The organism is Halanaerobium saccharolyticum (assembly GCF_004362045.1).
GTDB lineage: Bacteria > Bacillota > Halanaerobiia > Halanaerobiales > Halanaerobiaceae > Halanaerobium > Halanaerobium saccharolyticum_C.
On record NZ_SNWX01000004.1, the window covers coordinates 1 to 26,219 of the forward strand.

General features: G+C 36.6%; 23 protein-coding genes. 21 read left to right on the top strand and 2 right to left on the bottom strand.

Translation table 11 applies throughout. From position 1 onward, the window contains the following. Window positions 1–119 precede the first annotated feature (119 nt). From DFR79_RS03665 to DFR79_RS03730, 15 genes are all read left to right on the top strand, one after another. Entirely contained in the window at window positions 120–611 is a 492-nt protein-coding gene (locus tag DFR79_RS03665) for a recombinase (RefSeq protein ID WP_133514158.1), read from the top strand. Between the two features lie 63 nt (window positions 612–674). Then, window positions 675–2,063: an SLC13 family permease gene (locus DFR79_RS03670; RefSeq protein ID WP_243727708.1), complete on the top strand. Its 1,389-nt coding sequence runs from the start codon at window positions 675–677 to the stop codon at window positions 2,061–2,063. Window positions 2,064–2,200: 137 nt separating this feature from the next. Then, the gene (locus DFR79_RS16380) at window positions 2,201–3,502 is read left to right on the top strand and encodes a Na+/H+ antiporter NhaC family protein (RefSeq protein ID WP_279512860.1); all 1,302 of its coding nucleotides are present in this window, start codon (window positions 2,201–2,203) and stop codon (window positions 3,500–3,502) included. After that, window positions 3,411–3,632: a Na+/H+ antiporter NhaC family protein gene (locus tag DFR79_RS16385; protein WP_279512862.1), complete on the top strand. Its 222-nt coding sequence runs from the start codon at window positions 3,411–3,413 to the stop codon at window positions 3,630–3,632. The genes DFR79_RS16380 and DFR79_RS16385 overlap by 92 nt, the downstream gene beginning before the upstream one ends. Before the next feature lie 188 nt (window positions 3,633–3,820). Next, window positions 3,821–4,486 (top strand): HAD family hydrolase, encoded by a 666-nt coding sequence (locus DFR79_RS03680; protein WP_133514160.1) that lies wholly within the window; start codon window positions 3,821–3,823, stop codon window positions 4,484–4,486. Between the two features lie 169 nt (window positions 4,487–4,655). Further along, entirely contained in the window at window positions 4,656–5,717 is a 1,062-nt protein-coding gene (locus DFR79_RS03685; protein ID WP_133514161.1) for a substrate-binding domain-containing protein, read from the top strand. Window positions 5,718–5,983: 266 nt separating this feature from the next. Then, window positions 5,984–7,084 carry a GntR family transcriptional regulator gene (locus tag DFR79_RS03690; RefSeq protein ID WP_133514162.1) on the top strand — a complete coding sequence of 367 codons (1,101 nt, stop codon included), beginning with the start codon at window positions 5,984–5,986 and terminating at the stop codon, window positions 7,082–7,084. 37 nt (window positions 7,085–7,121) lie between these two features. Continuing rightward, on the top strand, window positions 7,122–9,071 hold the full coding sequence (locus DFR79_RS03695; RefSeq protein WP_133514163.1) for a glycoside hydrolase family 127 protein: 1,950 nt from the start codon (window positions 7,122–7,124) through the stop codon (window positions 9,069–9,071). Window positions 9,072–9,271: 200 nt separating this feature from the next. Further along, window positions 9,272–11,320 (top strand): glycoside hydrolase family 31 protein, encoded by a 2,049-nt coding sequence (locus DFR79_RS03700; RefSeq protein ID WP_133514164.1) that lies wholly within the window; start codon window positions 9,272–9,274, stop codon window positions 11,318–11,320. 117 nt (window positions 11,321–11,437) lie between these two features. After that, window positions 11,438–12,658 carry an ABC transporter substrate-binding protein gene (locus DFR79_RS03705; protein WP_133514165.1) on the top strand — a complete coding sequence of 407 codons (1,221 nt, stop codon included), beginning with the start codon at window positions 11,438–11,440 and terminating at the stop codon, window positions 12,656–12,658. A gap of 69 nt (window positions 12,659–12,727) precedes the next feature. After that, on the top strand, window positions 12,728–13,621 hold the full coding sequence (locus DFR79_RS03710; RefSeq protein WP_133514166.1) for a carbohydrate ABC transporter permease: 894 nt from the start codon (window positions 12,728–12,730) through the stop codon (window positions 13,619–13,621). After that, a complete protein-coding gene (locus DFR79_RS03715; protein ID WP_133514167.1) occupies window positions 13,621–14,448 on the top strand; it encodes a carbohydrate ABC transporter permease in 828 nt (275 codons plus the stop codon). Before DFR79_RS03710 ends, DFR79_RS03715 begins: the two co-directional genes overlap by 1 nt. Before the next feature lie 114 nt (window positions 14,449–14,562). Then, window positions 14,563–16,920: an alpha-xylosidase gene (yicI, locus tag DFR79_RS03720; protein ID WP_133514168.1), complete on the top strand. Its 2,358-nt coding sequence runs from the start codon at window positions 14,563–14,565 to the stop codon at window positions 16,918–16,920. Between the two features lie 134 nt (window positions 16,921–17,054). Then, the gene (locus DFR79_RS03725) at window positions 17,055–18,752 is read left to right on the top strand and encodes an AAA family ATPase (RefSeq protein ID WP_133514169.1); all 1,698 of its coding nucleotides are present in this window, start codon (window positions 17,055–17,057) and stop codon (window positions 18,750–18,752) included. A gap of 229 nt (window positions 18,753–18,981) precedes the next feature. Continuing rightward, on the top strand, window positions 18,982–19,527 hold the full coding sequence (locus tag DFR79_RS03730) for a site-specific integrase (RefSeq protein ID WP_133514170.1): 546 nt from the start codon (window positions 18,982–18,984) through the stop codon (window positions 19,525–19,527). A 91-nt stretch (window positions 19,528–19,618) separates the two neighbouring features. On the opposite strand, the gene DFR79_RS03735 is transcribed toward DFR79_RS03730, so the two are convergent. Then, window positions 19,619–20,869 (bottom strand): alkaline phosphatase, encoded by a 1,251-nt coding sequence (locus DFR79_RS03735; RefSeq protein ID WP_133514171.1) that lies wholly within the window; start codon window positions 20,867–20,869, stop codon window positions 19,619–19,621. A gap of 325 nt (window positions 20,870–21,194) precedes the next feature. Between DFR79_RS03735 and DFR79_RS03740 the strand changes: the two genes are divergently transcribed. From DFR79_RS03740 to DFR79_RS03765, 6 genes are all read left to right on the top strand, one after another. Further along, complete coding sequence (locus tag DFR79_RS03740) at window positions 21,195–21,443, top strand: ribbon-helix-helix protein, CopG family (RefSeq protein WP_133514172.1); 249 nt, start codon at window positions 21,195–21,197, stop codon at window positions 21,441–21,443. Next, complete coding sequence (locus DFR79_RS03745; protein ID WP_133514173.1) at window positions 21,424–21,840, top strand: type II toxin-antitoxin system VapC family toxin; 417 nt, start codon at window positions 21,424–21,426, stop codon at window positions 21,838–21,840. The genes DFR79_RS03740 and DFR79_RS03745 overlap by 20 nt, the downstream gene beginning before the upstream one ends. 42 nt (window positions 21,841–21,882) lie before the next feature. Further along, window positions 21,883–22,302 (top strand): type VII toxin-antitoxin system HepT family RNase toxin, encoded by a 420-nt coding sequence (gene hepT / locus DFR79_RS03750; RefSeq protein ID WP_133514174.1) that lies wholly within the window; start codon window positions 21,883–21,885, stop codon window positions 22,300–22,302. Next, window positions 22,302–23,171: a type VII toxin-antitoxin system HepT family RNase toxin gene (gene hepT / locus DFR79_RS03755; protein ID WP_133514175.1), complete on the top strand. Its 870-nt coding sequence runs from the start codon at window positions 22,302–22,304 to the stop codon at window positions 23,169–23,171. Before hepT (DFR79_RS03750) ends, hepT (DFR79_RS03755) begins: the two co-directional genes overlap by 1 nt. A 275-nt stretch (window positions 23,172–23,446) precedes the next feature. After that, window positions 23,447–24,517, top strand: coding sequence for a glycerol dehydrogenase (locus DFR79_RS03760; protein ID WP_133514176.1), 1,071 nt, complete (start codon window positions 23,447–23,449; stop codon window positions 24,515–24,517). A 270-nt stretch (window positions 24,518–24,787) separates the two neighbouring features. Further along, window positions 24,788–26,059 (top strand): hypothetical protein, encoded by a 1,272-nt coding sequence (locus DFR79_RS03765; protein WP_133514177.1) that lies wholly within the window; start codon window positions 24,788–24,790, stop codon window positions 26,057–26,059. Here DFR79_RS03765 and DFR79_RS16520 read toward each other — a convergent pair. Continuing rightward, on the bottom strand, window positions 25,959–26,216 hold the full coding sequence (locus DFR79_RS16520; RefSeq protein WP_133514178.1) for an AAA family ATPase: 258 nt from the start codon (window positions 26,214–26,216) through the stop codon (window positions 25,959–25,961). The two genes, DFR79_RS03765 and DFR79_RS16520, sit on opposite strands and share 101 nt — an antisense overlap. Window positions 26,217–26,219: the final 3 nt, after the last annotated feature.

The following is a 26,219-nucleotide window of genomic DNA, read 5'->3' on the forward strand; positions in this document are numbered from 1 at the left end:
AGGGGGAGGGATTCCTGCATTTAATGCAGATTTCTAACCTGACAACCATGATAACTATTAATATTTTTAAAAAAACTATTAGATTTGACGTAACGTAATGAAGCATAGGAGGGATAATAATGTTTGAAAATGAAGAATTTGATTTAGAGGATATTGATTTAGAAGAATTAGATCCTGAAGGTTATTTTAAAGAAAAAGAAAAGCAGCAGCAGAAAAACGAAAAATTGCTGCAGGAGTTCAGGGACTGGCTGCAGGGAAAAGGTCTAACAGATAAAACAGTAAAAAAACATGTGGAAAATATTGATTTTTACATTAATGAATATCTTACTTATTATGAAGTTCAGGGTCCGGAAGAAGATGTTTATGAGATAGCTTCGTTTCTGGGAGATTGGTTTGTTAGGAAAGCAATGTGGGCCAGCAAAACAGCAATCAAAGACTACTGTGCCGGTTTTAAAAAGTTTTATAAATTTTTAGAAGAAAAAGGTATGATTACCGAAGAGGATTATAAGGAGCTGCTCTCCATAATTAAAGAAAGAAAATCTGATTGGCTGCAAATTGTCTCCCGTTATGATGATCCTGCTGCTGACATTGAAGATGTCTGGGATTTTTAAGCCGACTGAGATATAGTTGACTAATCTACTAAACTTTATTAAAATAGATATATATTATAATTGGTGGTGGTTGAAATTAAAGATAAACGCACGATCTTTTTATTTGTTGGAATTATTGTAGCTTTACTGATCTGGAATCTCAACATCCCAGGTCTTTCTTTAGCCGGACGGAAAATGTTTTCCTTAACTCTGATGACCGTTATTTTCTGGGCGGCCAAGGTGGCTGATTCTGCTTATATAGCTGCTTTGTTTTTAATGTTAATGCTGATTTTTGAGATAGCTCCCCCGGAGGAAGTACTTTCACTCTGGACTTCTCAGACGGTATACCTTGTTATCGGAGCCTATTTAATTGCAGCCGCAGTTGAGCGATCCGGCCTGGGAGAGCGGATTGCCTATAAATTTATTATCCGCTTTGTAGACTCCTATCGCTCCATAATTTATTCTATTTTTGCTTTAACTTTTATGATGAGTTTAATTATTCCTCATCCCTGGCCCCGGGCTTTTATTATTATGTCGGTTATGTCAGTAGTTATAGAAAACGCGGGGATTAATAAAAATGATGCTTCCAAAATCGGGCTGACAGTTTTTGCAGCTTCAATCCCGATTTCAATGATTTTTTTAACAGGGGAGAGCACCTTAAATTTTATGACCCTGGAATTTGCAGGAGTTGATTTAAGCTGGGGAGGCTGGTTTTTATACATGGGAGCCCCGGCAGCACTGGCGGCGATTTTGACTCTTTTTGTAATCCTCAAGTTATTTAAACCGGAAGAAGAGGTAGAAATAAATAAGAAAAAAATTGGCCAGAAACTGCTCGATTTAGGAATGATGTCAGTGGAAGAACAGCGGACGGTTTTCTGGCTGATTGCAGCGGTAGTTTTATGGATGACTGATTCTTTTCACGGAGTTGAACTGGGCTGGCTGACCTTAACTATTGCAGTGATGATGAGCCTGCCTTTAACCGGCGATGTTCTCAAAAAAGAAGACTGGGATCAGGTACCAATTAAGGTTTTGATTTTTTTAACTGCTGCAGTTGCAATTGGAAAAGTGGGATCTTTAACCGGGATGAATCAGTGGCTGGCCGAGGTTATGCTGCCAGCAGAAGCACCGGGTAATATGCTCTATTTTGCTTTAATGACAGCAGGGATTTCGATGTTTTTACATATGTTTCTGGGCAGTGTAATTGCGGTGATGGGAATAGCTATCCCGGCCTTTATTATCTTTGCCGAAAGTTTTGGCATCAACCCTTTAGTTCCCGCCCTCTTTGTCTATACTGCAATCGGAACCCATTATATTTTACCCTTCCACCATCTAAATATTCTGGTCGGAATGGGCAAAGAAAATGGAAATTACAGCGAAAAAGATGTCATTAAACTGGGAATTCCGCTGACCGCTGTGGCTTTAATTACAATTGCCTTCGAATATTTCTGGTGGCAGTTTACCGGTTTGATCTAATAAAAAACGTACACCTACCGTTTACCTGTCGGTTTTTGTCGAATTACCAGTAAACTAAACTTTTCAGATAATTTGTGGTATAATAATAAGCAGTTATTATTTTCAGATATTTTTAAAATAAAATGAGGAGGGAAAGTATGGAATATGGATTTTGGAGTCTTTTACCACCAGTAATTGCAATTTTGCTGGCCCTGACAACAAAACAGGTTTTTATTTCACTTATTTTAGGTATTTTTTCGGGAACATTAATTTTAACAGATTGGTCACTTTTTGCTGCAATCAATATGACCTTAGAAGAAATTGTGGCGATATTTTCTGAGGCCTGGATAACCAAAACTATTATGTTTTCATTTTTAGTGGGAGGACTAATAACTGTGATCTCTGCTTCAGGTGGGGTCCAGGGTTTTATCGATTATTTAACGAAAAAAAGAAATATAGTTAAGGATAAAAAAGGAGCGCTCCTGCTGGCTTACATAACAGGACTTGTTATTTTTATAGAGTCCTCAATTACTATTTTAGTCTCAGGGACTGTTGCTCGACCCCTGACTGATAAATTTAAGGTATCCCGGGAAAAACTGGCTTATGTCTGTGACTCAACCTCAGCACCGGTCTGTGCATTGATACCGCTTAACGGCTGGGGGGCAATGCTGATGGGAGTTATTGGAGTTCAGGTTGCCAATGGAGTTATTGAAGGTAATCCGGCAGCTTTACTTGCCAGATCAATACCTTTTCAGTTTTATTCCATAATTGCAGTAATCGCGGTTGGTTATTATATTATGACAGGTAAGGACTGGGGACCAATGGCTAAAGCCGAAAAGAGAGCCACCGAAACAGGGATGCTTTTAAGAGAAGGAGCAACTCCCATGGTTTCCGAAGAGGCAACTGCTACTCCTCCTAAAGAGGGAGTAATCCCAGATATGTGGAATATGATCCTGCCAATTGTAGTTTTAATAGCAATGATGCCGATCGGACTTTATATTACAGGTGAGGGAAATATTCTGCAGGGATCAGGTTCAACCTCAGTTTTCTGGGCTGTAATCACCGCAGTAACTTTTGCCGGCTTCCTCTATGTTTTAAAAGGAATTATGAATTTAAAAGAATATATTGATTATGTCTACCAGGGTATTGGCGCGATAGTTCCGGTAGCCATTCTTTTAATCACAGCCTTTGCGATCGGAAATGTAATTGGATATTTAGAAACAGGACAGTATATGGCCTCTCTGGTGGAAGGAAGAGTAATTGGTGCTTTTGGACCGGCTATAGTCTTTATTATGGCTTCTGCAATGGCTTTTGCCACCGGTACCAGCTTGGGGAACCTTTGGCATTATGATGCCGATTGGAATTCAGATGGGTGTTGCTCTGGGAGCTCCTCTGTATCCGACAATTGGGGCTGTGATTTCCGGAGGAATTATGGGAGATCACTGTTCACCGATTTCTGATACAACTATTCTTTCTTCAATGGCTTCTGCTTCTGACCATATTGATCATGTAAATACACAGCTGCCTTATGCTCTACTTAACGGAGCTCTGGCTTTAGTGCTTTATCTGGCAGCCGGATTTATAATGTAAGTGTAAGTACCGGGTACTTAGAAAATATTGGAAATGAAAAATTGTGTTTCTGCAGTTGTGGTATCTCAATCAAATAATAAAAATTTAAGGGAGAGCTATTGCAGCTCTCCTTTTGTTCAATTTATGATATACTGTAGTTATAGTATAAATAAGTATCGATAAAACTTTAAATAACGGGTGATCAAATAATGATAAATGCTGTAATCTTTGATATGGATGGAACAATTATTGATTCTGAACCAATTTATGAGAAGGTAAATGAAGAAATATACGAAAAATATGGACTTGAGTTAAGCCAGGAAGATCATGATCGTCATCTGGGAGCAAATCTAAAAGATATCTGGACAGATATCCTGGATCGTTATCAGGTTAAGGAAGAGTATGCTCATTATAAGCTGGAAGATTTTATGGAAGACCATATTCACAGTTCCTATCAGGGACTGGCAGAAAATGAAGAACTGGAACTGATGCCTGGAGTTAAAGAATGGTTTGAGTTTTTAAAAGACCACGGCTACAAAATGATAATTGCCTCTTCTTCCTATTCACCGGTGATTGAGCATATCTACCAGCGTTTTGAGCTGGATCAGTATATGGAAGGTTATGTCGGTGCTGATTCTATAGAAAATGGAAAACCTGCTCCCGATATTTTCCTCAAAGCTGCAGAAAAGCTGGGAGTTCGGCCGGAAGAGTGTCTGGTGATTGAGGATTCACAGCATGGAGTCCAGGCAGCTTATCAGGCAGGAGCAAAAGTGGTAGCTTTTAATAGGGCTCAGGATGAGAGTCAGGATTTATCTCAGGCTGATTTGATTATTGAAGAATTTAACCAGGAAAATTTGAATAAGGTTTTAAGGTAATTATTAAAGGCAGTTCTTAGTTGAGCTGTCTTTTTTTAGTTTTAAAGCAAATAAGCGCGGAAAATAAATAGAAAATTAAATTTTTTGCAGGAGTTTTTAATTTAGCCTTGAATATAGTTAATGAGGTACGTGTTTCAAAATTATAAAAATTGGCTCAGGTGAATTATTTATGGAAATGAAGAATATAACAATCTCAGATATAGCAGAAGCTTTAAATTTATCCCGGAGCACAATTGATCGAGTAATAAATAATCGGGGAAGTGTAGCGAAAGAAACCCAGAAAAAGGTTTTAGATTATATAGAAAAAAATGACTATAAACCAAATAGGGCTGCCAAACATCTGGCTAAAATGACTAATTGTACGATCGGGATTTCCTATTATCTACCTGAAAAATTTGCAGCTCAAATAAAAACTGGAATTGAAGATGTTTATCAGGAATTAAAGGGATATGGTTTAAATTTAATTATTAAAGAAGCATCATCTTTTGCAGAACAAATTGACCAAATTAAAGAGATGAAATCAAAAGTAGATGGATTAATGGTTGCTCCCTGGTCGCCTAAAAAAACAAACAGTTTAATTAATAAATTTATTGAGGATAAGATACCTGTTGTAACCTTTAATCGAGATGCCCCTGAAAGTAATCGTTTATTTTATTTTGGCTGTGATTATTTTAAAGCAGGTCGGATTTCGGGAGAACTGATTAAAAAAATAACTTTAACAGCCGGAAAAATTGCAATTATAAGTAATGATGATGATTTAGTTGGTAAAAGCAGAGTTCAGGGCTTTTATAGTATTTTAAAAGAAAATACTTTTCATCAAATAATTGGGCCTTTTACAGTTTATGACCATTTTGGGATTAGTGACGCCTATACTCAAAAAGATGTTAATTACATAAAAAAAATTATTGAAGATAATCCAGATCTTAAGGCATTTTATGTTGTAAATCAAAGTTTATATTTGGTTGCCAGAGTTGTAAAGGAAATGGGGAAAAAAGATCAGATAAAGGTTATTGGTTTTGATCTATTCGATAATTTCATTCCCTTTTTAGAAGAGGAAGTAATAGATGCGGTAATCTGCCAGGAACCTTACAGTCAGGGATATTTTCCGGTAAAAATTCTTTTTGAAATATTGGTTGAAGATCGGGAAGTGGAAAAGTCAGAATTTATTACTCGTCTGGAAGTTGTGCTCAAAGAAAATCTAAATTATTATCATAATTATCATTATCTGTAGGATTAACTGATTTATATTATATATTGCTATGGCGTTAATGAAGTACGTACTTCATTTTTAGGAATTTTAAAAAAATAAATATATTGCAGGCCGGATAGTATTTATATCAACAGCAGAACTGAGTTGTTAATTTTCAGAATAAAACATAAATTTAAAAAATTATTTGACAATTAAGCACAAATTGGTTATTATTAATCTATACCGGTCTGAACCGGTACTAAAAATTGCTAATAAACTTATATTGCTAAATAAAAGGCGTGATTATAATGGCTAAAAATTATAGTTATTTGGATGTAAAAGAAGATCTCAAAAAAAGAATAGAGACCGATAAATATAAAAAAGAAGAGAAAATTCCTTCGGAAAGAAAGTTATCGGAAGAATTTATGGTAAGTAGAAATACGGTCAGAAAAGCTATTGAGGAACTAGTATTAGAAAACTATTTAGTTAAAGAACCGGGAAGAGGGACTTTTGTAAGTTCCGAAATCAATTCCAATTCTGCTAAAACAAAAACTGGCAATATATTTTTCTTGAGGTGCTTTCATAATAGGTTAAAAAATGGAAACAATGCCTCAAAAATTGGTGATGATATTTTTTATCCCCAGGTTGTGGCAGGAATTGATATGATAGCTGCCAAAAATGATTATCACTGTATCTTTAAATATATTTATGAAGATGATATCGATCAGAAATTAATTAGTGAAATCAAAGAAAAAGCTGATGGTATTATCTGTGGAGAACTACACAGCACAAAGATGTTGGAAACAATAACTTCAATTAATTTGCCGGTTGTTTTGATCAGTTCATCAGTTATCAATGATCAGGTAGATGTAGTTGAAATAGATAATTTTACAGGTGCTTTTAACTTAACCAGTCATTTGATTGATTTAGGCCATCACAATTTTGCTTTGATTGGTGGTTCTGCTACTAGTCAGCCCTCTAAAGAGAGAAAAAATGGATTTTTTGAAGCATTACAGCAGAATCAGATAGAATTTGATCAGAAACATGCAGTTACAAATGGCTGGGATTTTGAAGATGGATATCAGGCAGCTTTAGAAATTTTAGATTTTGAGCAGAGACCGACAGCAGTTTTTGCGGCCTCTGATCTGCTTGCAATTGGAGCGATTAGCGGTTTTAAAGATCAGGGACTTGCTGTTCCAGATGATATATCTGTGGTTGGTTTTGATGACATCGATATGGCCAATCAGATAAAACCGGCTTTAACAACTATGAGAGTCAGGAAAGTCGAAATCGGTAAAGAAGCAGCAAAACTGTTATTTAATAAGTTTAAAGGTAATGAACGTAGTTATCCGGTAAAAATTACTGTGCCAACCAGATTAATGATCAGGGATTCAGTCAAACAATTGTAGATTTATTGCTGTGAATAATAGAAGAGGGGAGAGAATAATGATAAGAAATTATTTAGAGTCAGTTGAGCTTAAAAAGACTAAATTAACCGGCGGATTACTGGCGGAGAAAAATGAGCTGGTCAGAGAACGGGTGATTCCCTATCAGTGGCAGGCATTAAATGATGAGCTTCCTGATACAGAGCCCAGTCATGCGATTGAGAATTTCAAAATAGCTGCCGGCAGATCTGAGGGAGAATTTCAGGGTATGGTTTTTCAGGACAGTGATGTGGCAAAATGGCTGGAAGCAGCAGCCTATCAGCTGACAGTTAATCCAGATCCGGAACTGGAGAAAAGAGCAGATCAGGTTATTGATTTGATTGGAGAAGCTCAGCAGGAAGATGGCTATTTAAATACATATTTTATAGTTAAAGAACCGGAGATGAAGTGGAAAAACCTGGCCGAATGCCACGAACTTTACTGTGCCGGCCATCTAATCGAAGCCGCAGTAGCCTATTATCAGGCAACAGGTAAGGATAAGTTTTTAAAAATTATGCAGAAAAATGCAGATTTAATTGACAGCAAATTTGGGACCGGAGAAAATCAGATTAAAGGGTATCCCGGCCATCAGGAAATAGAACTGGCCCTGATAAAGCTGTATAAAGTTACTGGCGAAAAAAGATATAGAGATTTAGCAAAATATTTTATCGACCAGAGGGGAAAAGAACCTTTCTATTTTGAAAAAGAATGGGAAGAGCGGGGAAAGGTAAATCACTGGCCGGATTTTAAGCAGAATACAGAACGCGAATATTATCAGGCTCAGGCTCCAGTTAGAGAACAGGAAGCTGCAGTCGGCCATGCAGTCAGAGCCTTATATATGTACAGCGGGATGGCTGATGCTGCCCGAGAAACAGGAGATCAGACTTTAATTGATGCCTGTAAGAGGCTGTGGAAGAACACCACTCAAAAGCAGATGTATATTACAGGAGGTACCGGCTCCAGTGTTCATGGTGAGTCCTTTACCTTTGATTATGACCTGCCCAATGATACAGCCTATACTGAAACCTGTGCGGCAGTAGCCCTGGTCTTTTTTGCTCAGCGAATGCTGCATCTGGAGAAAAAGGGGGAATATGCAGATGTAATGGAAAGAGCTTTATATAATGGGGCATTAAGTGGAATGTCAGAAGACGGTAAGAGGTTCTTTTATGTTAATCCACTGGAAGTTAAACCCGAGATTGCAGAGAAGCGCCATGATCACCGCCATATTAAGACTCTGAGACAAAAATGGTTTGGCTGTGCCTGCTGCCCTCCAAATCTGGCCCGCTTACTGACTTCCATCGGCAGCTACATTTATTCCCAAAATGAGGAGGAGCTGTATCTTAATCTTTATAGTAACAGTCAGACAGAAGTCGAATTTAACGGTCAGCAAGTCGAAATTGTCCAGAAGACTGATTATCCCTGGAATGAAAAGATCGAAATAGAGCTTAAAGCAGAAAAGGAAGTAGAATTTACTTTAGCCTTAAGAATTCCAGGCTGGTGTAAAAAAGCAGCTTTACAGGTCAACGGCAAAAATATTAATATTCCCGAACATTTAGAGGCTGGGTACTTAAGATTAAAAAGAAGCTGGCAGAATGACAAGATAAGTTTAATTTTGAAAATGCCGGCAGAAAAAGTTTATGCCAATCCAGAAGTAAAAGAGGATACAGCAAAAGCAGCTATTCAGCGGGGGCCGCTTGTCTATGCTCTCGAAGAAAAGGACAATGGAAATAATCTGGCAGCTATTTACTTAAATGATCAGACAGAATTGAGGCCCGAATTTGAAGAGAAACTTCTGGGTGGAGTCACTACCATCAAGGCTCAGGCCTCTAAAATTGATGAGTCGGTCTGGACTGGAGAACTCTACAGTACCGAAAAGCCGAAAATGAAAGAGATTGAAATAAAAGCTGTGCCTTATTACAGCTGGAATAACCGCGGCAGAGGGGAAATGACTGTCTGGTTGAAGTCTAATTAATGGAAGTTAATTCTAAACTATAATTTTAAATTCAGAGTCACGGCTGTACTGCTAAAAGTTGAAATCTACCAGACAAGACTTCTGGCAGTCCAGCCAGTAAATTACGCTAATTATTATCACAAAAATCGCAATATTCAAAATAAATTTTATATGGGCTGAGTAGTCCGAAAATAAAATTAATTCAAAAAAGGGGGAGCAGAATGTTTAAGCAGGAAGGAAACAAATTATTGTATTTGTATGATAACGAAAAAGTAATGGTTGAGCCCTGGGGAGAAAATTCATTAAGAGTGAGAGTTACTCACAATAGTGATTTTAAAAATACAGACTGGGCTTTACTGCCACCAGAATCTATTGAAGCAGAAATAGAAATCGTAGAAAGTAAAAAAGCAGACACTGATGGTTTATTAGAAATGAATCTGGATGAAGATCAAAATTATGCGAAAATTAAAAATGGCAAAATAACAGCTGTTTTTAATTCAGCAGGTGTTTTAACTTTCAAAAATGATAAAGGCGAAATCTTGCTTCAGGAAAACTGGCAGCGCCGAAAAGATAATCCAAGTATGTCACTTAAAAAAAGCGGACGCGAAATGAAAGCTGTGGAGGGAGAAAATTACAGAGCAGTTTACCGCTTTCAGGCTGATGATCAGGAAAAAATTTATGGAATGGGTCAATATCAGCACAATTATCTGGAACTAAAGGGATGTTCACTGGAGTTAGCTCACCGTAATTCGCAGGCTTCAGTACCTTTTATGCTGTCCAATAAAGGCTACGGTTTTCTCTGGAATAACCCGGCAATTGGCTCTGTTACTTTTGCCAAGAACGGCACAGAATGGATCGCAAAAAGCACAAAACAGGTTGATTACTGGATCACAGCTGGTGATCAGCCTGCAGAAATTGTAGAAAACTACGCAGAGGTAACAGGTAAAGTGCCCATGATGCCTGATTATGGAATGGGATTCTGGCAGTGTAAATTGAGATACCGGACACAGGAGGAAGTGCTTGAGGTAGCAAGGAAACATAAAGACTTAGGTCTGCCGATGGATGTAATTGTGGTTGACTTTTTCCACTGGACCCAGCAGGGAGAATATAAGTTTGATCCTGACTGCTGGCCTGATCCCGGAGCAATGATCGACGAATTGGAAGAAATGGGAATCAAGGTCATGGTTTCAGTCTGGCCAACAGTTGATTATAGAAGTGAGAATTTTGAAGAAATGATGGAAAAGGGATATTTGGTTAGAACAGAACGTGGTGTTAGAGTTACTATGCAGATGTTTGGTCAGGAGGTATTTTTTGATCCTACAAATCCTGAAGCAAGAAAGTACGTCTGGAATAAAATCAAAAATAATTACTGGGATAAAGGTGTCAATATTTTCTGGCTTGATGAAGCTGAACCTGAGTACACAGAATATGATTTTGACAATTACCGTTACTATCTGGGCTCAAATCTTGAGGTAGGTAATATCTATCCGGTCAAATATGCTAAAGCTTTTTATGATGGCATGAGAGAAGAAGGAATGGAAAATCCGCTAAACCTGCTTCGCTGTGCCTGGGCCGGAAGTCAGCGTTATGGAGCTTTAGTCTGGTCTGGAGATATTGATTCTACTTTTAATTCTCTGCAGCGTCAGTTAAGAGCCGGACTCTCAATGGGAATTGCTGGTATTCCCTGGGTAACAACAGATATCGGAGGTTTTCAGGGTGGCAATATAAACGACGAAGATTTCAAAAAACTATTAATTCGCTGGTTTGAATTTGGATGTTTTAGTCCGGTCTTTAGATTACATGGTTATCGAATGCCCGGCAGTGACTTTGAAAATGATATGATCTCTGGAATCGGCAAATTAGGAAGTGGAGCTGAGAATGAGGTCTGGAGTTACGGTGAAAAGTATTTTAAAATTATGAAAAAATATCTTTTCTTAAGAGAAAGAATTCGTCCCTATATCTCTAAACAGATGGAAAAAGCACATCAGGACGGAACTCCGGTTATTAGACCATTATTTTATGACTTTCCGGAAGATCAAAAGAGCTGGGATATCGATGACCAGTATCTCTTTGGACCGGATCTGCTGGTGGCACCTGTAATTGAAGAGGAAATGTATCAGCGCCAGGTATATTTACCAGCAGGAGCAGAATGGAAAGATGCCTGGACAGAAGAGGAATTCAGCGGTGGACAAACAGTAACTGTAAAAGCAGAGCTGGATACTATCCCCTTATTTCTTAAAGATGGTGCTCAACTGCCAATCAAAGCATAGTTTTTCATTATAAATTACTGAACTAATAGACTTTGAAGCAGGAGGTGAAAAAGCTTTTTGTCGGTTTAAGTTTAAAAAAATCTAAGTTATGGATTAAAAAACCTAGGAGGTAAAAAAATGCAAAAACGTTCAGTTTTATTAATTACTCTAATTTCACTGCTCTTAGTCTTAAGTATCCCTACAGCCGTTGTGGCTCAGACAACTGTTGATGTCTGGCACTATTTTGCACCCGGAACAAATGCTCTGCGCTGGGCTGTTGACGAATGGAACGGAAGTCATGAGGATGTTAAAATCAATCACAGATATATACCATTTGCTGACTTTAAACGCGAGGTAACCAAGGCGATTACCACCAATACGGTTCCTGATATTATCTTTGTTGACAATCCTGATCATGCTCAATATGCAGCCATGGGAGCCCTGGCTGACATTACCGAATATGTGGAAGAATGGGGTCAGGCAGATAAGTATTTTGATGGTCCCTGGAATTCCACTATGTATGAGGGCAAAAATTATGGTATACCTCAAAACAGTAATACAATAGTTTTATTTTATAATAAAGATATGGTAGAAGCAGCGGGATTAGAAGGACCACCAGAAACCTGGGCAGACTTTAGAGAATATGCAGAAAAACTGACCAGTAAAGAAGATAATGTTAGAGGTTTATCAATGTGTCTGCGTAAAGCAGAAGACGGAGTCTTTCAATTCCTTCCTTTTCTGCAGATGGGTGGAGGAGATATCTATAATCTTGACGCCCCGGAAGCAGCTGCTGGTTTAAAAATGCTTTCCGATATGTATCAAAATGGCTGGGTAACTCCCGAATCTATTAACTTCGATCAGTCAAGTGCGATGGGGGTTTTTGCCAGTCAGAATTCAGCTATGACCATAACTGGACCCTGGGATTTAAGCCAGCTGAAAGATGTTGATTTTAACTGGGATGTTGCCTTACTTCCTTATAAAGAAGATGTTGGAATCAGAGCTTCAGCCCTGGGAGGAGAAAACTTTGCAATCATGAAAGGTGCCGATAATGTAGAAGAAGCCTGGGAATTTATCAGATGGACTCAACGTAGAGATTTTGTTGAGCAGATGTATATTAAAGGTGGACGCTTACCTTCCAGAAGTGATGTAGCGGAAGAATCAGACTACTGGAGAGATGATCCAGTACAGCGTACATTCTTAGAACAATTAGAGTATGCAAAGGCCAGAGGACCTCATCCAAAATGGCCCCAGATTTCAAATGAACTCCAGCTTGCAATGCAGAAAGCATTAACCGGACAGGCAGCTCCAGAAGAAGCTCTAGCAGAAGCAGCAGCAAATATAGAATCAATACTTGAATAGAAATCTCATATCAGGGCCCTGGATTTTTCCGGGGCCCAAATTTAGAAGAAGGAAAGGAGTAGAGTCTAAATGAATTTTAAAAGCTGGATGCGTAAAAAAGGATATTTATATGTATTTTTAGCACCTTCTATTATTTTTATGGGCATCTTTACAGCTTATCCAATTATCTATAATTTTATTATCAGTCTGCAGGATGTTAATGTAATGACCCTGGCCCAGCCGGATAAGGAATTTGTTGGTTTAAAAAACTATATTGAAATCATTACTAACCCTACTTTTCTGGAGGTCTTTAAAAACTCAGCTGTTTTTACCCTGGGAAGTGTATTTTTTCAATTTATAATTGGCTTTGCTTTAGCTATGTTTTTAGTGAAAAAATTTCCCTTAAATAATTTTGTTAGAGGATTTATTGTAGTTGGCTGGGTTATCCCCCCCGTAGTTGTAGGTACAGTCTGGAAGTGGTTACTAAATACTGATTTTGGTTTAATAAACTATTTTCTTTCCCAATTTCATATCTTAAATAATAATATTAGCTGGCTGACCAATCCTGATATGGCAATGATCGGAATCCTAATTGCAAATATCTGGCTGGGAATTCCTTTTAATATGATGCTTTTAATTGGTGGTCTAACCGGTTTACCACAGACGGTTTTCGAAGCAGCAGACATTGATGGAGCAAACTGGTTTCAGAAATTATTTTTTCTAACAATTCCAATGCTCAGACAGACTATTTCTGCTACTTTAATGCTGGGAATTATTTATACTTTTAAAGTTTTTGCTCTGATCTGGGTGATGACAGGTGGAGGTCCTGTAAATGCGACAAATGTATTACCAACCTGGTCCTATCAACTTTCTTTTGATTTTTTCAACTTTAGCCAGGGAGCAGTAGTGGCCAATTTAATGTTTTTACTTATGCTTATATTCTCTATTATTTATATTAATTATTCAGCAGGGAGGGAAGATTAATGATGAAAAAATTGATGAATAATAAATATCTATATTCAGTGATTGCAATTTTAATTTTAATAATTTATTTTACTCCCCTGTACTGGATGTTTATTTCTGGTTTTAAACCACCTCAGGATCTTTTTGGGTATCCGCCAAAATTAATACCGACCAATATTACCTTTGAACCGATGCAGGAGGTTTTTGAATCGGGAGTTTTAAGATATTTAGGAAATAGTTTTTTGATAGCTGGTTCTTCAATGATATTTACGATGATAGTTGCTTCACTTGGAGCTTATGCAATTGCAAGATTAAAATCCCGCTGGGCAAACTGGATTCTTTTATTTTTCCTGGTAGCCCAGATGTTACCACCGGTTTTGATGGCAACTCCGCTGTTTATTATCTTCTATAATATGGGGCTGACCAATACCTATCTGGCAGTTATTCTGGCTAATTCAACGCTGGCGGTTCCCTTTGCAGTAATAATGCTGCGGACAGTTTTTTTACAGGTTCCAGTTGAGCTCGAAGAAGCTGCCATGATTGACGGCTGTACAAGGCTGCAGACTGTAATTAAGATTACCTTTCCTGTAGCTAAAAGTGGGATGGTTGTGGTCTCCGTATTTTCATTTATTTTCGCTTTTGGTGATTTTATTTATGCCCTCTCACTGATGAATCAGCAGGAAATGCAGCCGGCAACTGTTGGTCTTTATAATTTTATGGGCTCTCAGGCTGTACAGTGGAATAGTGTTATGGCCTTTTCTGCCCTCACTGCTCTGCCCTTAATAATTATTTTTATTGTGCTCCAGAAACGGATTGTGCAGGGACTTTCTGCCGGGGCATTTAAGTAAATTGATTTTAAAATACTGCAGTTTATTATATAATTGAATGAAGTGTTGGTATTTTTAATTATAGATTTAAAGTTACTGCATAAAAATTTTAGTAAATTGAAATGGAGGCTGAAAATGAAATTTACCGAAGGATACTGGCTGAGAAGCGAAAAAGCTAATCCAATTTATGCTTCCCAGGCCTATAAAGTAGAAGAAATAGAAAATGGAATGAAAATTATTGCTCCCGGGCAGAAAATAGAATCCCGGGCCCAGACTTTAAATATCGGCACCATAACTCTGGAGTTTAGAGCGGTGGCTGAAAATGTAATTGAAGTTAAAAATTATCACCACCAGGGTTATGATTCGGGTCAGATTGAATTTGAGAAAAATAAAGCTCCCCGCCCGGTGGAAGTCACAATTACTGACAAGGAAGCACTGATGGAAGTAGATGATTTAAAGATTAGAGTTGACCGCGAAAACTGGAAGTATCAGTTTGAAGCAGAGGGAGAAGTATTAACCTCCTGTGGTTTTAGAAACCTGGGCTATCTGCGCTATGATAAAAAAATTTCTTCTATGCTGCCTGGTGACAATTATTTAAAAGCAGATTATGATCCCTACATGCTGACAGAATTATCTCTGGCACCGGGAGAATGTGTTTACGGCCTGGGAGAGCGCTTTACCGCCTTTGTCAAAAATGGGCAGGTAGTTGAGACCTGGAATGAGGATGGAGGAACCTCTTCGCAGGTAGCATATAAGAGTATTCCTTTTTATATGACCAGCCGTGGTTATGGAGTTTTTGTTGATCATGCTGACAATATTTCCTTTGAAGTAGCAAGTGAAAAGGTGGAATATGTAGGCTTTTCGGTTCCGGGAGAGGAGCTGCGCTATAATTTCATTTACGGCAAAAATAACAAAGAGGTTCTCAGCCGCTATACTGAGCTGACCGGAAAACCGGCCTTACCTCCCGCCTGGTCTTTTGGACTCTGGTTATCGACTTCTTTTACCACCGATTATGATGAAGAAACTACCAGTTCTTTTATCGAAGGAATGGCAGAGCGAGATATTCCGCTGGATGTTTTCCATTTTGACTGTTTCTGGATGGAAGAGCTTAACTGGACCAATTTAAAGTGGGATCAGCGAACTTTTCCAGATCCAGAGTCAATGCTGGAGCGTTATCATCAGAAAGGTTTAAAGGTCTCTGTCTGGATTAATCCCTACATAGCTCAGGAATCAGAAATGTTCAGGGAAGGCTCAGCAAATGATTACCTGCTTAAGAGAAAAGACGGTAAGGGAATTAAACAGATTGATCACTGGCAGCCGGGAATGGCTCTGGTTGATTTTACCAATCCGGAGGCAGTAAAGTGGTTTCAGAAAAAATTAAAGGCGCTGCTGAAAATGGGAGTAGATACCTTTAAAACTGATTTTGGCGAAAGAATTCCGGTTGATGTGGAGTACTTTGACGGTTCTGATCCCAATTCAATGCATAACTATTACACTTATTTATATAATAAGGCAGTTTTTGAAGTTGTGGAAAAAGAAAGAGGAAAAGGCAATGCAGTATTATTTGCCCGCTCTGCAACTGCAGGCAGTCAGAAGTTCCCGGTTCACTGGGGAGGAGATAGCTCGGCCAGTTATGCTTCGATGGCTGAAACCCTGCGCGGAGGCCTCTCTTTTGCAATGTCCGGTTTTTCTTTCTGGTCTCATGATATTGGTGGTTTTGAACAGACAACCACCCCTGATTTATATAAGCGCTGGGTTCAGTTTGGGCTTCTTTCCAGTCACAGCCGGCTGCATGGTTCCGAGAGCTACCGAGTTCCCTGGCTTTTTGATGAGGAAGCTTCTAAAGTTTTAGAAAAGTTTACTAAACTGAAAATGAGATTGATGCCCTATCTTTATTCAATGTCGGTTCAGGCTCAAAATACAGGAATTCCAGTAATGAGGCCTCTGATTTTAGAGTTTGATCAGGATTCAGCAGTTAAATATCTGGATATGCAGTACATGCTGGGAGATTCACTGCTGGTGGCTCCAATTTTTAATCAAAATGGTAAAGCAGAATATTATCTACCGGCAGGGAAATGGACCCATTATCTAAATGGTGAAGTTAAAGTGGGAGGCCGCTGGTATCAGGAAGAATATGATTATTTTTCTCTGCCACTATTTGTCAGAGAAAACAGCCTGATTGCCGAAGGTGCAAGGGATGATCAGGCTGAATATGATTATCTTAAGGGAGTTAGTCTCCATTTGTATCAGCTGCAGGAAGGTCAGGAAGCTGCCGTAGAATTAGTAAATACTGATGGAAAAATAGTTAACCGAGTTACAGCTATAAGAAACAATGACAGGCTAGAATTTAAACTGGAGCAGCTGGAAGAGAAGATGAAGCTCATTTTGCATGCTGTTTCTGAAGTCAAAGCAGTAGAGGGTGGAAGCTATGTCCCAGAGGATAACAGGATTGTAATTACTCCCTCGGCAAAGAAGATAATTGTTGAATTATAAAAGTAGACATATAATAATTTAAGTGAGACAGCTCTGAGAGGGGCTGCCTTTTTCTAACTGGTAGAGTAAAGCTGGCTGTGTTATAATAAATTTAAGTGAACTAAAGAATTTTTCTTAGAGGATGGTGACTGTTAATGCTAAAAATACCATATGGGATCAGTAGTTTTGCAGAGTTAAGAAACGAAAATTATTTTTACGCTGACAAAACACAATATATTGAGCTGCTGGAAAGTTATGGGGAAAAGTATATTTTCTTTTTACGCCCCCGTCGTTTTGGTAAAACTTTATTTTTATCAACTTTAGAAAATTATTATGATCTTAATAAAAAAGAAGAATTTGCAGAGTTGTTCTCTGATCTGTATATAGAAAAAAATAAAACAAAACTGGCTAACAGTTATCATATTTTACGCTTTGATTTCTCCAGTGTTGCTACAACTTCTGAAGAAGAATTATTATATACATTTTTAGTTAAAGTCCAGAAAGCAATTGAAGTATTTATCAATAAATATGATTTAGATCTGCAGTGTCCTGAAAGTCATGATCCGGCAAGTATGCTAAATCTATTTATGGCCCGGGTACAGAGTAAAATTGATCAGGAAATATATGTTTTAATCGATGAATACGATCAATTTGCAAATGAAATGCTGGGAGAAGACAATTCTAAATTCAAAAAGGCAGTTTCGCAAACAGGGTTTGTCCGCAGATTTTATCAGGCTCTAAAAGAAGCAACAGCAGATGGGGTAGTGGATCGGATTTTTGCAACTGGAGTTAGTCCAATTACTTTAGACAGTATGACCAGTGGTTTTAATATTGCTGCTAAATTGACTAGAGAACCTGAGTTAAATGAAATGATGGGTTTTACAGCTGGAGAATTGAAACCATTGTTAAACAGTCTGGACATTTCAAAAGCAGAAGGATATAATTTAATGGATAAATTAAAAGAATATTATAATGGCTATCTCTTTCATCAGGATGCTGAATCAAAGGTATTTAACAGTGACATGGTTTTATACTTCTTTAAATATTATCTGCGGCAGCATAAAGAGCCAGAAGATTTAATTGACAGTAATATCAGCAGTGACTATCGCAAATTAGAGCAGCTATTTGCTTTAAATGAAGAAGAAAAAACTAATGAGATTTTAGAAAGTATTTTAAATGAAGAACTGCAGGATGTGGTATTTACAAGGGAATTCAGCCTGGACAACCGCTTTAATGCAGATGACTTTAAATCACTATTGTTTTATTTAGGGTTTTTAACAATTAAAGAAAAGACTCCGGTCAATATTAAGCTGGGGCTACCTAATTATGCGATTAAAGAGATTTATTTTGAATTTTTCAGTAAAATAATTGAAGATTATTCAGGTCAGGAAATATTTTCTTCAGAAACCAGAAAAACTGTAGCTGAGCTTGCCTTAAATGGTAATATTGAGCCTTTAGTAGAAGAAATCGAAGTAATTTTAAATTCTTTATCAAACCGGGATTTGATTTTATTTGATGAGAAATATATAAAATTATTATTTATCAGCTATTTAATGCTGAGCAAGTTTTATAATGTAAAAAGTGAATATGAGGTTGAAAGTGGCTATATAGATCTGGTATTATTCAAAAAAGAAATAGAAGCTGTTAATTATGAAGCTTTAATTGAATTAAAGTATATTAAAAAAAGTGATTATCAAAAGCAAAAATCAAAGTTACTGTCTGAAAAGATTAAGGAAGCAAAAAATCAGCTATTCGGTTATGGAGAAGCTGAAGAATTCAAACAGAAAGATAACTTAAAAAAGTGGATAATTATCTTTGCCGGTGCAGATGTTGCTCACCTGGAAGAAATATAATTTGGAGCAGAAGCCGGCGAATATATTCAGACGGTCTGGGGAATTGGCTATAAGTTTGTTGCCCGGTGAAAAAGTAAAGCTGCCCGGAGCAGAGTGGTGGCTTTATTTTTTACACTAATTAGATAAATTTGTAAATTATACTTAAAATTTCTTCTAAAAAATGTTATAATATAGATAAAGTAAAACTTTTCCAACAAATCTTATTAAATGACTGCAGAGGGGTGATCTGATGAATAAAGTTGAGCCGATCAGAGATAAGGATAAAATTGAAGAGATAAAAAATATTTTGCGTCAGCAGAGCTACCGCAACTATATTCTTTTTGTGCTGGGAATCAACACCGGGCTGAGGATTAGTGATATGCTGAAGCTGAAGGTCGAAGATGTCCGCAATAAAACTCACATTGTAATCAGAGAGCAGAAAACTTCCAAAAACAAGCGGTTTTTGATTAACTCTAACCTGCGCCGGGAACTGGAAGACTACTGCCAGGATATGCGAGCAGAAGAGCATCTCTTTCAGAGTCGGATTGGGACCAATAAACCGCTAACCCGTTTTCAGGCCTACAGGATTTTTAGTGAAACTGGTCGCAAAGCTGGCCTGGATAACATTGGCTGTCATTCGACCCGTAAAACTTTTGGCTATCATCATTACCAGAAGAATAAGGATGTGGCCCTGCTGCAGAAACTGTTTAACCATTCTTCTCCCAGTATTACCTTAGACTATATTGGGATTACTCAGGATTTAATGGACAGCTCAATTGAGAATTTTACGCTTTAGATAAAAATTCAAAATTTGCTTTTAAATTAACTAAGCTCTACCCCAAAGAGTAGAGCTTAATAATTAATCAAAATTAGATTTTGTTTTAGATCTACTGCATAACTTTTTTCATAATTTTAAAAATATCTGTATTATCCAGCGGTTGAGCTACAAGCTCACTACCAGGTCCCTGGCTCCAGGTAGGTACATCGCCCCCAGTATGGTCTTCACTTGTCCAGCCGGATTCAACTTTTTCACTCTGGCTGCTTAAACTTCCATATGGTCCGGCAATTCTAAATCCGCCAGTATCATGATCTGGAGCAATTATTACTAGAGTTTCTGATTTACGCAGAGGACTTTGCTCAATCCAGTCAAGAACGGTCTCAACTGATTTATCAAAGCCCAGCATTTCAGCCAGCTCATAGTCAAGAGCATTACCATGTCCTGCCCAGTCTATTTGAGATCCCTCCACCATTAAGAAAAATCCATCAGAATCTTTTTCCAGAGTTTTAAGTGCGGTTTCTGTCATTTCAGCCAGAGTTGGTTCTTCTTCTGGATATTCCGGGAAAGCATTACCTTCACTGTCTTTAAGTCCAAATTTATTTAATCTAAATAACTCAGGAGTTTTACCTTTATCATAAGCTGTAAACATACCAAATATTTTTTTACTCTCTTTATTTTGAGCAAGTTTCATTTCTGATTCATTATCAACAGTCAGATAAGCATTTTCTCTGGCTAAATCTGCCATTGCTTCATTACTCTGAAGATTATTATATGATTTTTCAAACTGCTGAGCGTTATATTCATCACTCGTACCATAGACTCCTCCACCCAGCACTACTTCTACCTCAGTTTCTTCTATATATTGGCGGGCAATTTCTGCTCCACAGTATCTAACAGGTACATGAGACCCAAAGGTTGCAGGTGTAGCATGAGATATCTGAGATGTGGCTACCAGACCTGTGGCTTTATTTAAATCCTTAGCAATCTCAAGAATTGTTTTGGACTTTTTCTCGATGTCCATAAGTTCTCCATTGACTGAATGGGCACTTACTTCGCGATTATTATGTTTTTCTCCGGTTGCCATAGCAGAACCGGCAGCGGCGGAATCAGTGACAGTAGAATTAGCTGAATATGTTCTGATATAACCAATATTATTGAGTTTTTCCATTGCCAGAGGTTCACCATCAGGACCATTTTTAAGTATTCGGGCTGCAGTTACAATATCCATGCTCATTCCATCTGGAATCATTAAAATAACATTTTTGGCAGTACTGGCATCGGCAGCATTTGCAGCAGTAAAAGATGTTACTGTGAGTAAAGCAATAAACAGAAATAATATTAAAGACTTCTTAAATTTCATCTAATATTTCCCCCTTTGGTTATTAAGTAAATTGATTTTGAGCTTTTCAGTTTCAGAACTACATTTTACCACAAATTTAATTAAGAATATTAAACTTTACTGTTTTCACCCCCATAAAGTTTTGTTTTTTTCATTATTCTATCTTATATATATTATTACAGGTAATTATTACGAAATCATTACCGACATGTTAAAATGTGGTAAATTCTAAGATGATAGTGAAATTTATTCGATAAATGGAAAATTTCTTAAATCAAGAAATTAATATTATAACATTGTAAATTAAATCATTTTGTAATACAATAGTATTACGGAGGTGGGTTTAATGATTAGTGTTAGACTTCCAGAAGAATTAGAGAAAAAGCTAAATCAATTAGCAGAGTCTGAAAATGTCACCAAGACTTATCTGGTTAAAGAAGCTTTAAATAAATATATTGCAGAAAAAGAAGAGAAAAAGGATTCCTATCAATTAGGCAAAGATTTATTTGGAAGGCATGGAAGTAAGGAAGGCGATCTTTCAACTACCTACAAGAAGAGAGTGAGTGATAAAATTTATGAAAAATACTCTCGTTGATGCTGGCCCATTGATTGCTCTTTTTGATAAAGACGATATTTATCATCAGCAAATTTTAGAGTTTTTGAAGTCATATAATTGCCATTTATATACTACCTGGCCGGTAATAACAGAAACTCTTCACATGCTCAGTTTTTCAACAGAAGTACAGCTAGATTTTTTAAACTGGCTGGACCGGGGTGGATTAAGAGTTTTAAATTTTGATCAAAGAGTTTTAAAGCGGGTAATTAGTTTAACTAAAAAACATAATGATTCACCTGTTGATTTTGCTGATGCTTCACTGGTAGCATTGGCAGAAAGAGAAGATATTAAGGACATTATTTCCATTGATTCTGATTTTGATGTTTATAAAACAAAGAAAAATACTTTTTTAAATAATATTTTTCTCAGCAGTTAAACTAAGATTGTAATCAGGAATTAAATAAAGAGGGTGTAGATTATGCTGCCTGAAAATACAGATGTGCTTATAACTAAGCTTGAGAATCTGGAAGAATATATTAATGATCTGGATGAGTATAGAGAAATAGATTCTGAAAAAATAGTGAAAGATAAATTGATTTTCAGATATTTAACAAGAACACTGTATTTGGCTGTAGATACTATGCTGGATATTGGCTGCTGCATTATTAGTAGCGAGCGGCAAGAGAATCCAGGTGATAACAGTCAAATTATTAAAATTTTGACTGAAGATAATATTGTAAAGAAGAATGAAGATAATTATATTAAGCTGGCTGAATTTAGGGATTCAATAGGATATGATTCTAAAGATATAGATCCTGAGATTTTACTGATGATCATTAAAGAAAATTTAAGTGACTTAAAGGCTATTTTTAGGTGGTATAAGGAGTATATTGATTAATGCCTTCAATTCAGGACGGTGAGATCATGGAAAAGTTAAAAAGAAAACTTGAGCCTGAGCTTAAAGAAAATATAGCTGATTTCTTAAAAAAAGAAGTAAATGTTAAGCTGGCATTCATTTTTGGCTCTTATGGCACGAAGTATCAAAATACCGATAGTGATCTGGATTTAGCTGTGTTTTTTGATGATCCACCGGAGATCCTCGAGCAGATGGAGCTGGCAGCACGCCTGGAATTAGAGTTAGGAAAATATGATATTGATTTAATCAATTTAAATAATGTTAAGATAGATTTTAAGTATGAAGTAGTTACAGGTGGAAAGTTAATTTACAGCAGAGATGAAATTGAGACTGCTGAGTTTAAAGAAGAGGTTTTAAGATTTGGTTCAGAGGCTGAAGGATTTGAATATAATTTTAAGGAAGAGTATATCGCAGCAATTAAGGAGAAAGCAACAGAAATAAATTATGATCGGATAGCAGAGAAAATAAAGTTTATCAAAGATAATTTAAAAAAGTTGAAAGAACTAGCTGAACTTGAAAAGAAAGATTTTTTGAGTGATTTTAGAAACTATGATACTGCAAAGTATAATCTGCAGGCAGCAGTAGAAGCTATGCTGGATATAACAGCACATATTATTTCTCGAGAAGGATATACAAGTCCTAATACAAGTGCTGATTCTTTTAGAATACTTGCTGATGAGGGGATTATTGAGGAAGATATGCTGTTAAAGTTTGTTAAAATGACTAAATTTAAAAATAGAATTGTTCATCTCTATGATCAAATTGATGAAGAATATATTTATCGGATCATAAATAATCATCTGTCAGATATAGAAAGTTTTGTTGATTTAATTGTCAATAGATATTTCTAATTTGTTTCTAATATTTTTTTAAAGTATTTTTAATCAATAGCTGCTATTATATAATTAAGCTAAAAGAAATAAAGTTTATCCCCTTTTTGAAGCTGCTGCAGAGAGCAGCTATAACATAAATTAAAGTACTAGATACTTTTCTCCTTGTTTTTACCGCCCTTTTCCCGGGGCGGTTTTTTATGTTTAATAAATTTCTAATCAAAAATTAACTTGTTAAAAACTAATATTTATTCTATAATTAAATTGTGAAATAAATATCAAAAGGAGTGATAATGATGACAAAAGTAATGACATCTCCAGGGAAGTATGTTCAGGGCAAAAAAGTAATTGAGGAAATGAGAGATTATATCAAAGATCTAGGAACTAAGGCCTTAATCATTGCTGATCCAATTGTAGAAGAACTCTTTTTTGATCAATTAGAAGTGGGACTAACGAATTTCGATTATGAAATCGAATATTTTAATGGCGAATGCTCAAAAGTAGAAATCAAAAGACTGGAAGAAAAGGCTGTAGAAAAAGGAGCAGAGATGGTAATCGGAATGGGTGGTGGAAAAACTTTAGATACAGCTAAGGCAGCTGCTCATTATGCTGATTTACCTGTAGTAATTGTACCCACAATTGCTGCTACAGACGCACCATGTAGCGCTTTATCTGTTATTTATACTGAAGAGGGAGTTTTTGAAGAATATTTATTTTTACCCAAAAACCCTGATGTAGTAATAGTTGATACAAAAATTGTAGCTCAGGCACCGGTCAGGTTCTTAGTTTCAGGAATGGGAGATGCACTGGCGACCTACTTTGAAGCTGCTGCTTCTGCACTTACTAAAACCACTGCAATGTCAGGTGGGGCTCCGACAATGACAGCTCAAAATCTGGCTGAACTCTGCTATAATACTCTGCTTAAGTATGGGGAAAGTGCTAAAAAAGCTGCTGAAGCCGGTGTAGTAACAGAAGCTTTAGAAAAAATAGTAGAAGCCAATACTTTACTTAGTGGGCTGGGTTTTGAAAGTGGAGGTTTAGCTGCGGCTCATGCAATTCATAATGGATTTACAGTTCTGGAAGAAACTCATGCTAAAACTCATGGAGAAAAAGTTGCTTATTCTACTTTAGTCCAAATGGTATTGGAAGATAGAGATCCCGCAGAAATTGAAATGGTAATGAATTTCTGCAGAAGAATTGGGCTGCCTACTACACTTGCTGATCTGGGGATTACAGATGTCAGTGAAGAAAAAATTCTTCAGGTGGCCGAAGCCAGCTGTGCTGAAGATGAGACAATTCATAATATGCCTTTTGCAGTAGATGCTGAGATGGTCAAAGATGCTATTCTGGCAGTTGACGCACTTTAAATTATAGGCTCTAAGCAGCTGATTTGATATAAATTGACAGTTTAACTAGAATTAGATATCCTTAATAACTCTAATGATTTAAATAATTAATATTTATTTAAAAACGCCCTTTTGCTGATATGATCCCCTTATGGTAGACAGATTAAATAATAAAAATCTGTTTATCAGAAAGGGGATTTTTTATTTATAAATTTCTTTTTAGTTGGTATAATACATATATACGTTAAATAATACCTATAGTCTTTATTCGGTCCTTAAAAGGGGGTCAAAATGGAAAAGAAAACACTATCTCAAAAGCTTTATTTTTTGGAAGGAATGTCGGTCGATAAGATTTCCAGTCTGCTGGATTTAAGAAAATCAGAGGTAGAGGATTATATTAAGCAGCAGGATAATTTTCAGATTAAGAGTGGGCAGGGAAGCTATGAATTTAGAGTATTGAAAGGAGATTCAATTTCCAAATACAGTGCGGCTAATTATAAACCATTTTTTGATTCTATACTTGATCAGTCGAATATTATAAGTGATTTTGAAAGATATTACAGAAAATATGATATTCTGGGCATACCAGAGATTAGAACTTTTCTGAAATATTTTTTTGGAGATGCTTTAATTACTGATAATTATAAGGGTAGTTTTAGATATATTTTTGAAATTAAACCTAAAGATATAGATGAGTATCAGGATGAGATTTTTTTGTTTTCAATTCTTGATATTAAAGGTGGTTTGAATTTTCATATTTTTAACAGGCAAGAACAGGATAATCCAGCTGAATTATCAGAGTTTGAGATTGAAACTATTGAGTTTTTCTTTATAGCCTTGATTAAAAATGCTGCTAATTTTGTTAGAGAAAATGAGCTTCAGATCAAGGATTTTTACGATACAATTTATGACCCACCATGTGTTTATGGATATCAGAATAATGAAGCCTTTTTTAAAAGTTTTGATAATAGGGATGATTTTAATCTTGAGCGCCGAGAATTAGAAAAAGAGCTGAACAAAGAAATAGAAATTATGGGTGAGAAAAATATTCCAGCAGCTCAAATGATTGCTCAGGCCAATCAGGAAGTTCAAAACTATGAGCTGACAAAATTGTATGAGAAAGTCTATATTAATATTGGAGATGTGATACTGGATAATAGATTTGTCCTCAGAAAATATCCTGAGATCTATAAAGTTCTGCATGATCTGACAAAATACTGTCTTCTGGTTAATTTATTTTTAGATTCAGAAACAGACTTAGCTGAACAGAGGGTTAACGGATATTTTAAAGCAGAAACTGTTGAAACAATTGCTGATAAAGCAATTATTTTGCTGGCTGAAGCAACTAAAGATTTTTTAGGGGTCAACTATTCTCCGGCAGCTCTGGATTATATTTTCTCCAACTATAGAGCGGAAGTCAAAGAGCTGCTGGAAGCAGACGACTATCAGGATATTAAAAAGATTAATGATGCTGTGATTGATGAAAGAATTTATCCTGAGTTTTTTGGCTACAAAGTAGTCGGCTTCTGGGATCTCCCTGATAAAAACTTTTTAGGGTGTTAACAAATAAGGACTTACCAAAACGGCGGGGACGGTTGAGCAGAAAAAACTTTTCCTCACTGCTTGCGATTTTGTAGACAAATTCTGTTTTGTCGATATATAGAGAATTGCTTTCTATAATGGACTTAAAATAGGCCCGGTCAGTTACTAAATCCTGCATTGG

Coding starts and splice junctions, on each gene's coding strand:
- DFR79_RS03665 (WP_133514158.1), top strand. CDS start 120: ATGTTTGAAAATGAAGAATTTGATTTAGAGGATATTGATTTAGAAGAA.
- DFR79_RS16380 (WP_279512860.1), top strand. CDS start 2,201: ATGGAATATGGATTTTGGAGTCTTTTACCACCAGTAATTGCAATTTTG.
- DFR79_RS16385 (WP_279512862.1), top strand. CDS start 3,411: ATGGGTGTTGCTCTGGGAGCTCCTCTGTATCCGACAATTGGGGCTGTG.
- DFR79_RS03680 (WP_133514160.1), top strand. CDS start 3,821: ATGATAAATGCTGTAATCTTTGATATGGATGGAACAATTATTGATTCT.
- DFR79_RS03685 (WP_133514161.1), top strand. CDS start 4,656: ATGGAAATGAAGAATATAACAATCTCAGATATAGCAGAAGCTTTAAAT.
- DFR79_RS03690 (WP_133514162.1), top strand. CDS start 5,984: ATGGCTAAAAATTATAGTTATTTGGATGTAAAAGAAGATCTCAAAAAA.
- DFR79_RS03695 (WP_133514163.1), top strand. CDS start 7,122: ATGATAAGAAATTATTTAGAGTCAGTTGAGCTTAAAAAGACTAAATTA.
- DFR79_RS03700 (WP_133514164.1), top strand. CDS start 9,272: ATGTTTAAGCAGGAAGGAAACAAATTATTGTATTTGTATGATAACGAA.
- DFR79_RS03705 (WP_133514165.1), top strand. CDS start 11,438: ATGCAAAAACGTTCAGTTTTATTAATTACTCTAATTTCACTGCTCTTA.
- DFR79_RS03710 (WP_133514166.1), top strand. CDS start 12,728: ATGAATTTTAAAAGCTGGATGCGTAAAAAAGGATATTTATATGTATTT.
- DFR79_RS03715 (WP_133514167.1), top strand. CDS start 13,621: ATGATGAAAAAATTGATGAATAATAAATATCTATATTCAGTGATTGCA.
- yicI (WP_133514168.1), top strand. CDS start 14,563: ATGAAATTTACCGAAGGATACTGGCTGAGAAGCGAAAAAGCTAATCCA.
- DFR79_RS03725 (WP_133514169.1), top strand. CDS start 17,055: ATGCTAAAAATACCATATGGGATCAGTAGTTTTGCAGAGTTAAGAAAC.
- DFR79_RS03730 (WP_133514170.1), top strand. CDS start 18,982: ATGAATAAAGTTGAGCCGATCAGAGATAAGGATAAAATTGAAGAGATA.
- DFR79_RS03735 (WP_133514171.1), bottom strand. CDS start 20,869: ATGAAATTTAAGAAGTCTTTAATATTATTTCTGTTTATTGCTTTACTC.
- DFR79_RS03740 (WP_133514172.1), top strand. CDS start 21,195: ATGATTAGTGTTAGACTTCCAGAAGAATTAGAGAAAAAGCTAAATCAA.
- DFR79_RS03745 (WP_133514173.1), top strand. CDS start 21,424: ATGAAAAATACTCTCGTTGATGCTGGCCCATTGATTGCTCTTTTTGAT.
- hepT (WP_133514174.1), top strand. CDS start 21,883: ATGCTGCCTGAAAATACAGATGTGCTTATAACTAAGCTTGAGAATCTG.
- hepT (WP_133514175.1), top strand. CDS start 22,302: ATGCCTTCAATTCAGGACGGTGAGATCATGGAAAAGTTAAAAAGAAAA.
- DFR79_RS03760 (WP_133514176.1), top strand. CDS start 23,447: ATGACAAAAGTAATGACATCTCCAGGGAAGTATGTTCAGGGCAAAAAA.
- DFR79_RS03765 (WP_133514177.1), top strand. CDS start 24,788: ATGGAAAAGAAAACACTATCTCAAAAGCTTTATTTTTTGGAAGGAATG.
- DFR79_RS16520 (WP_133514178.1), bottom strand. CDS start 26,216: ATGCAGGATTTAGTAACTGACCGGGCCTATTTTAAGTCCATTATAGAA.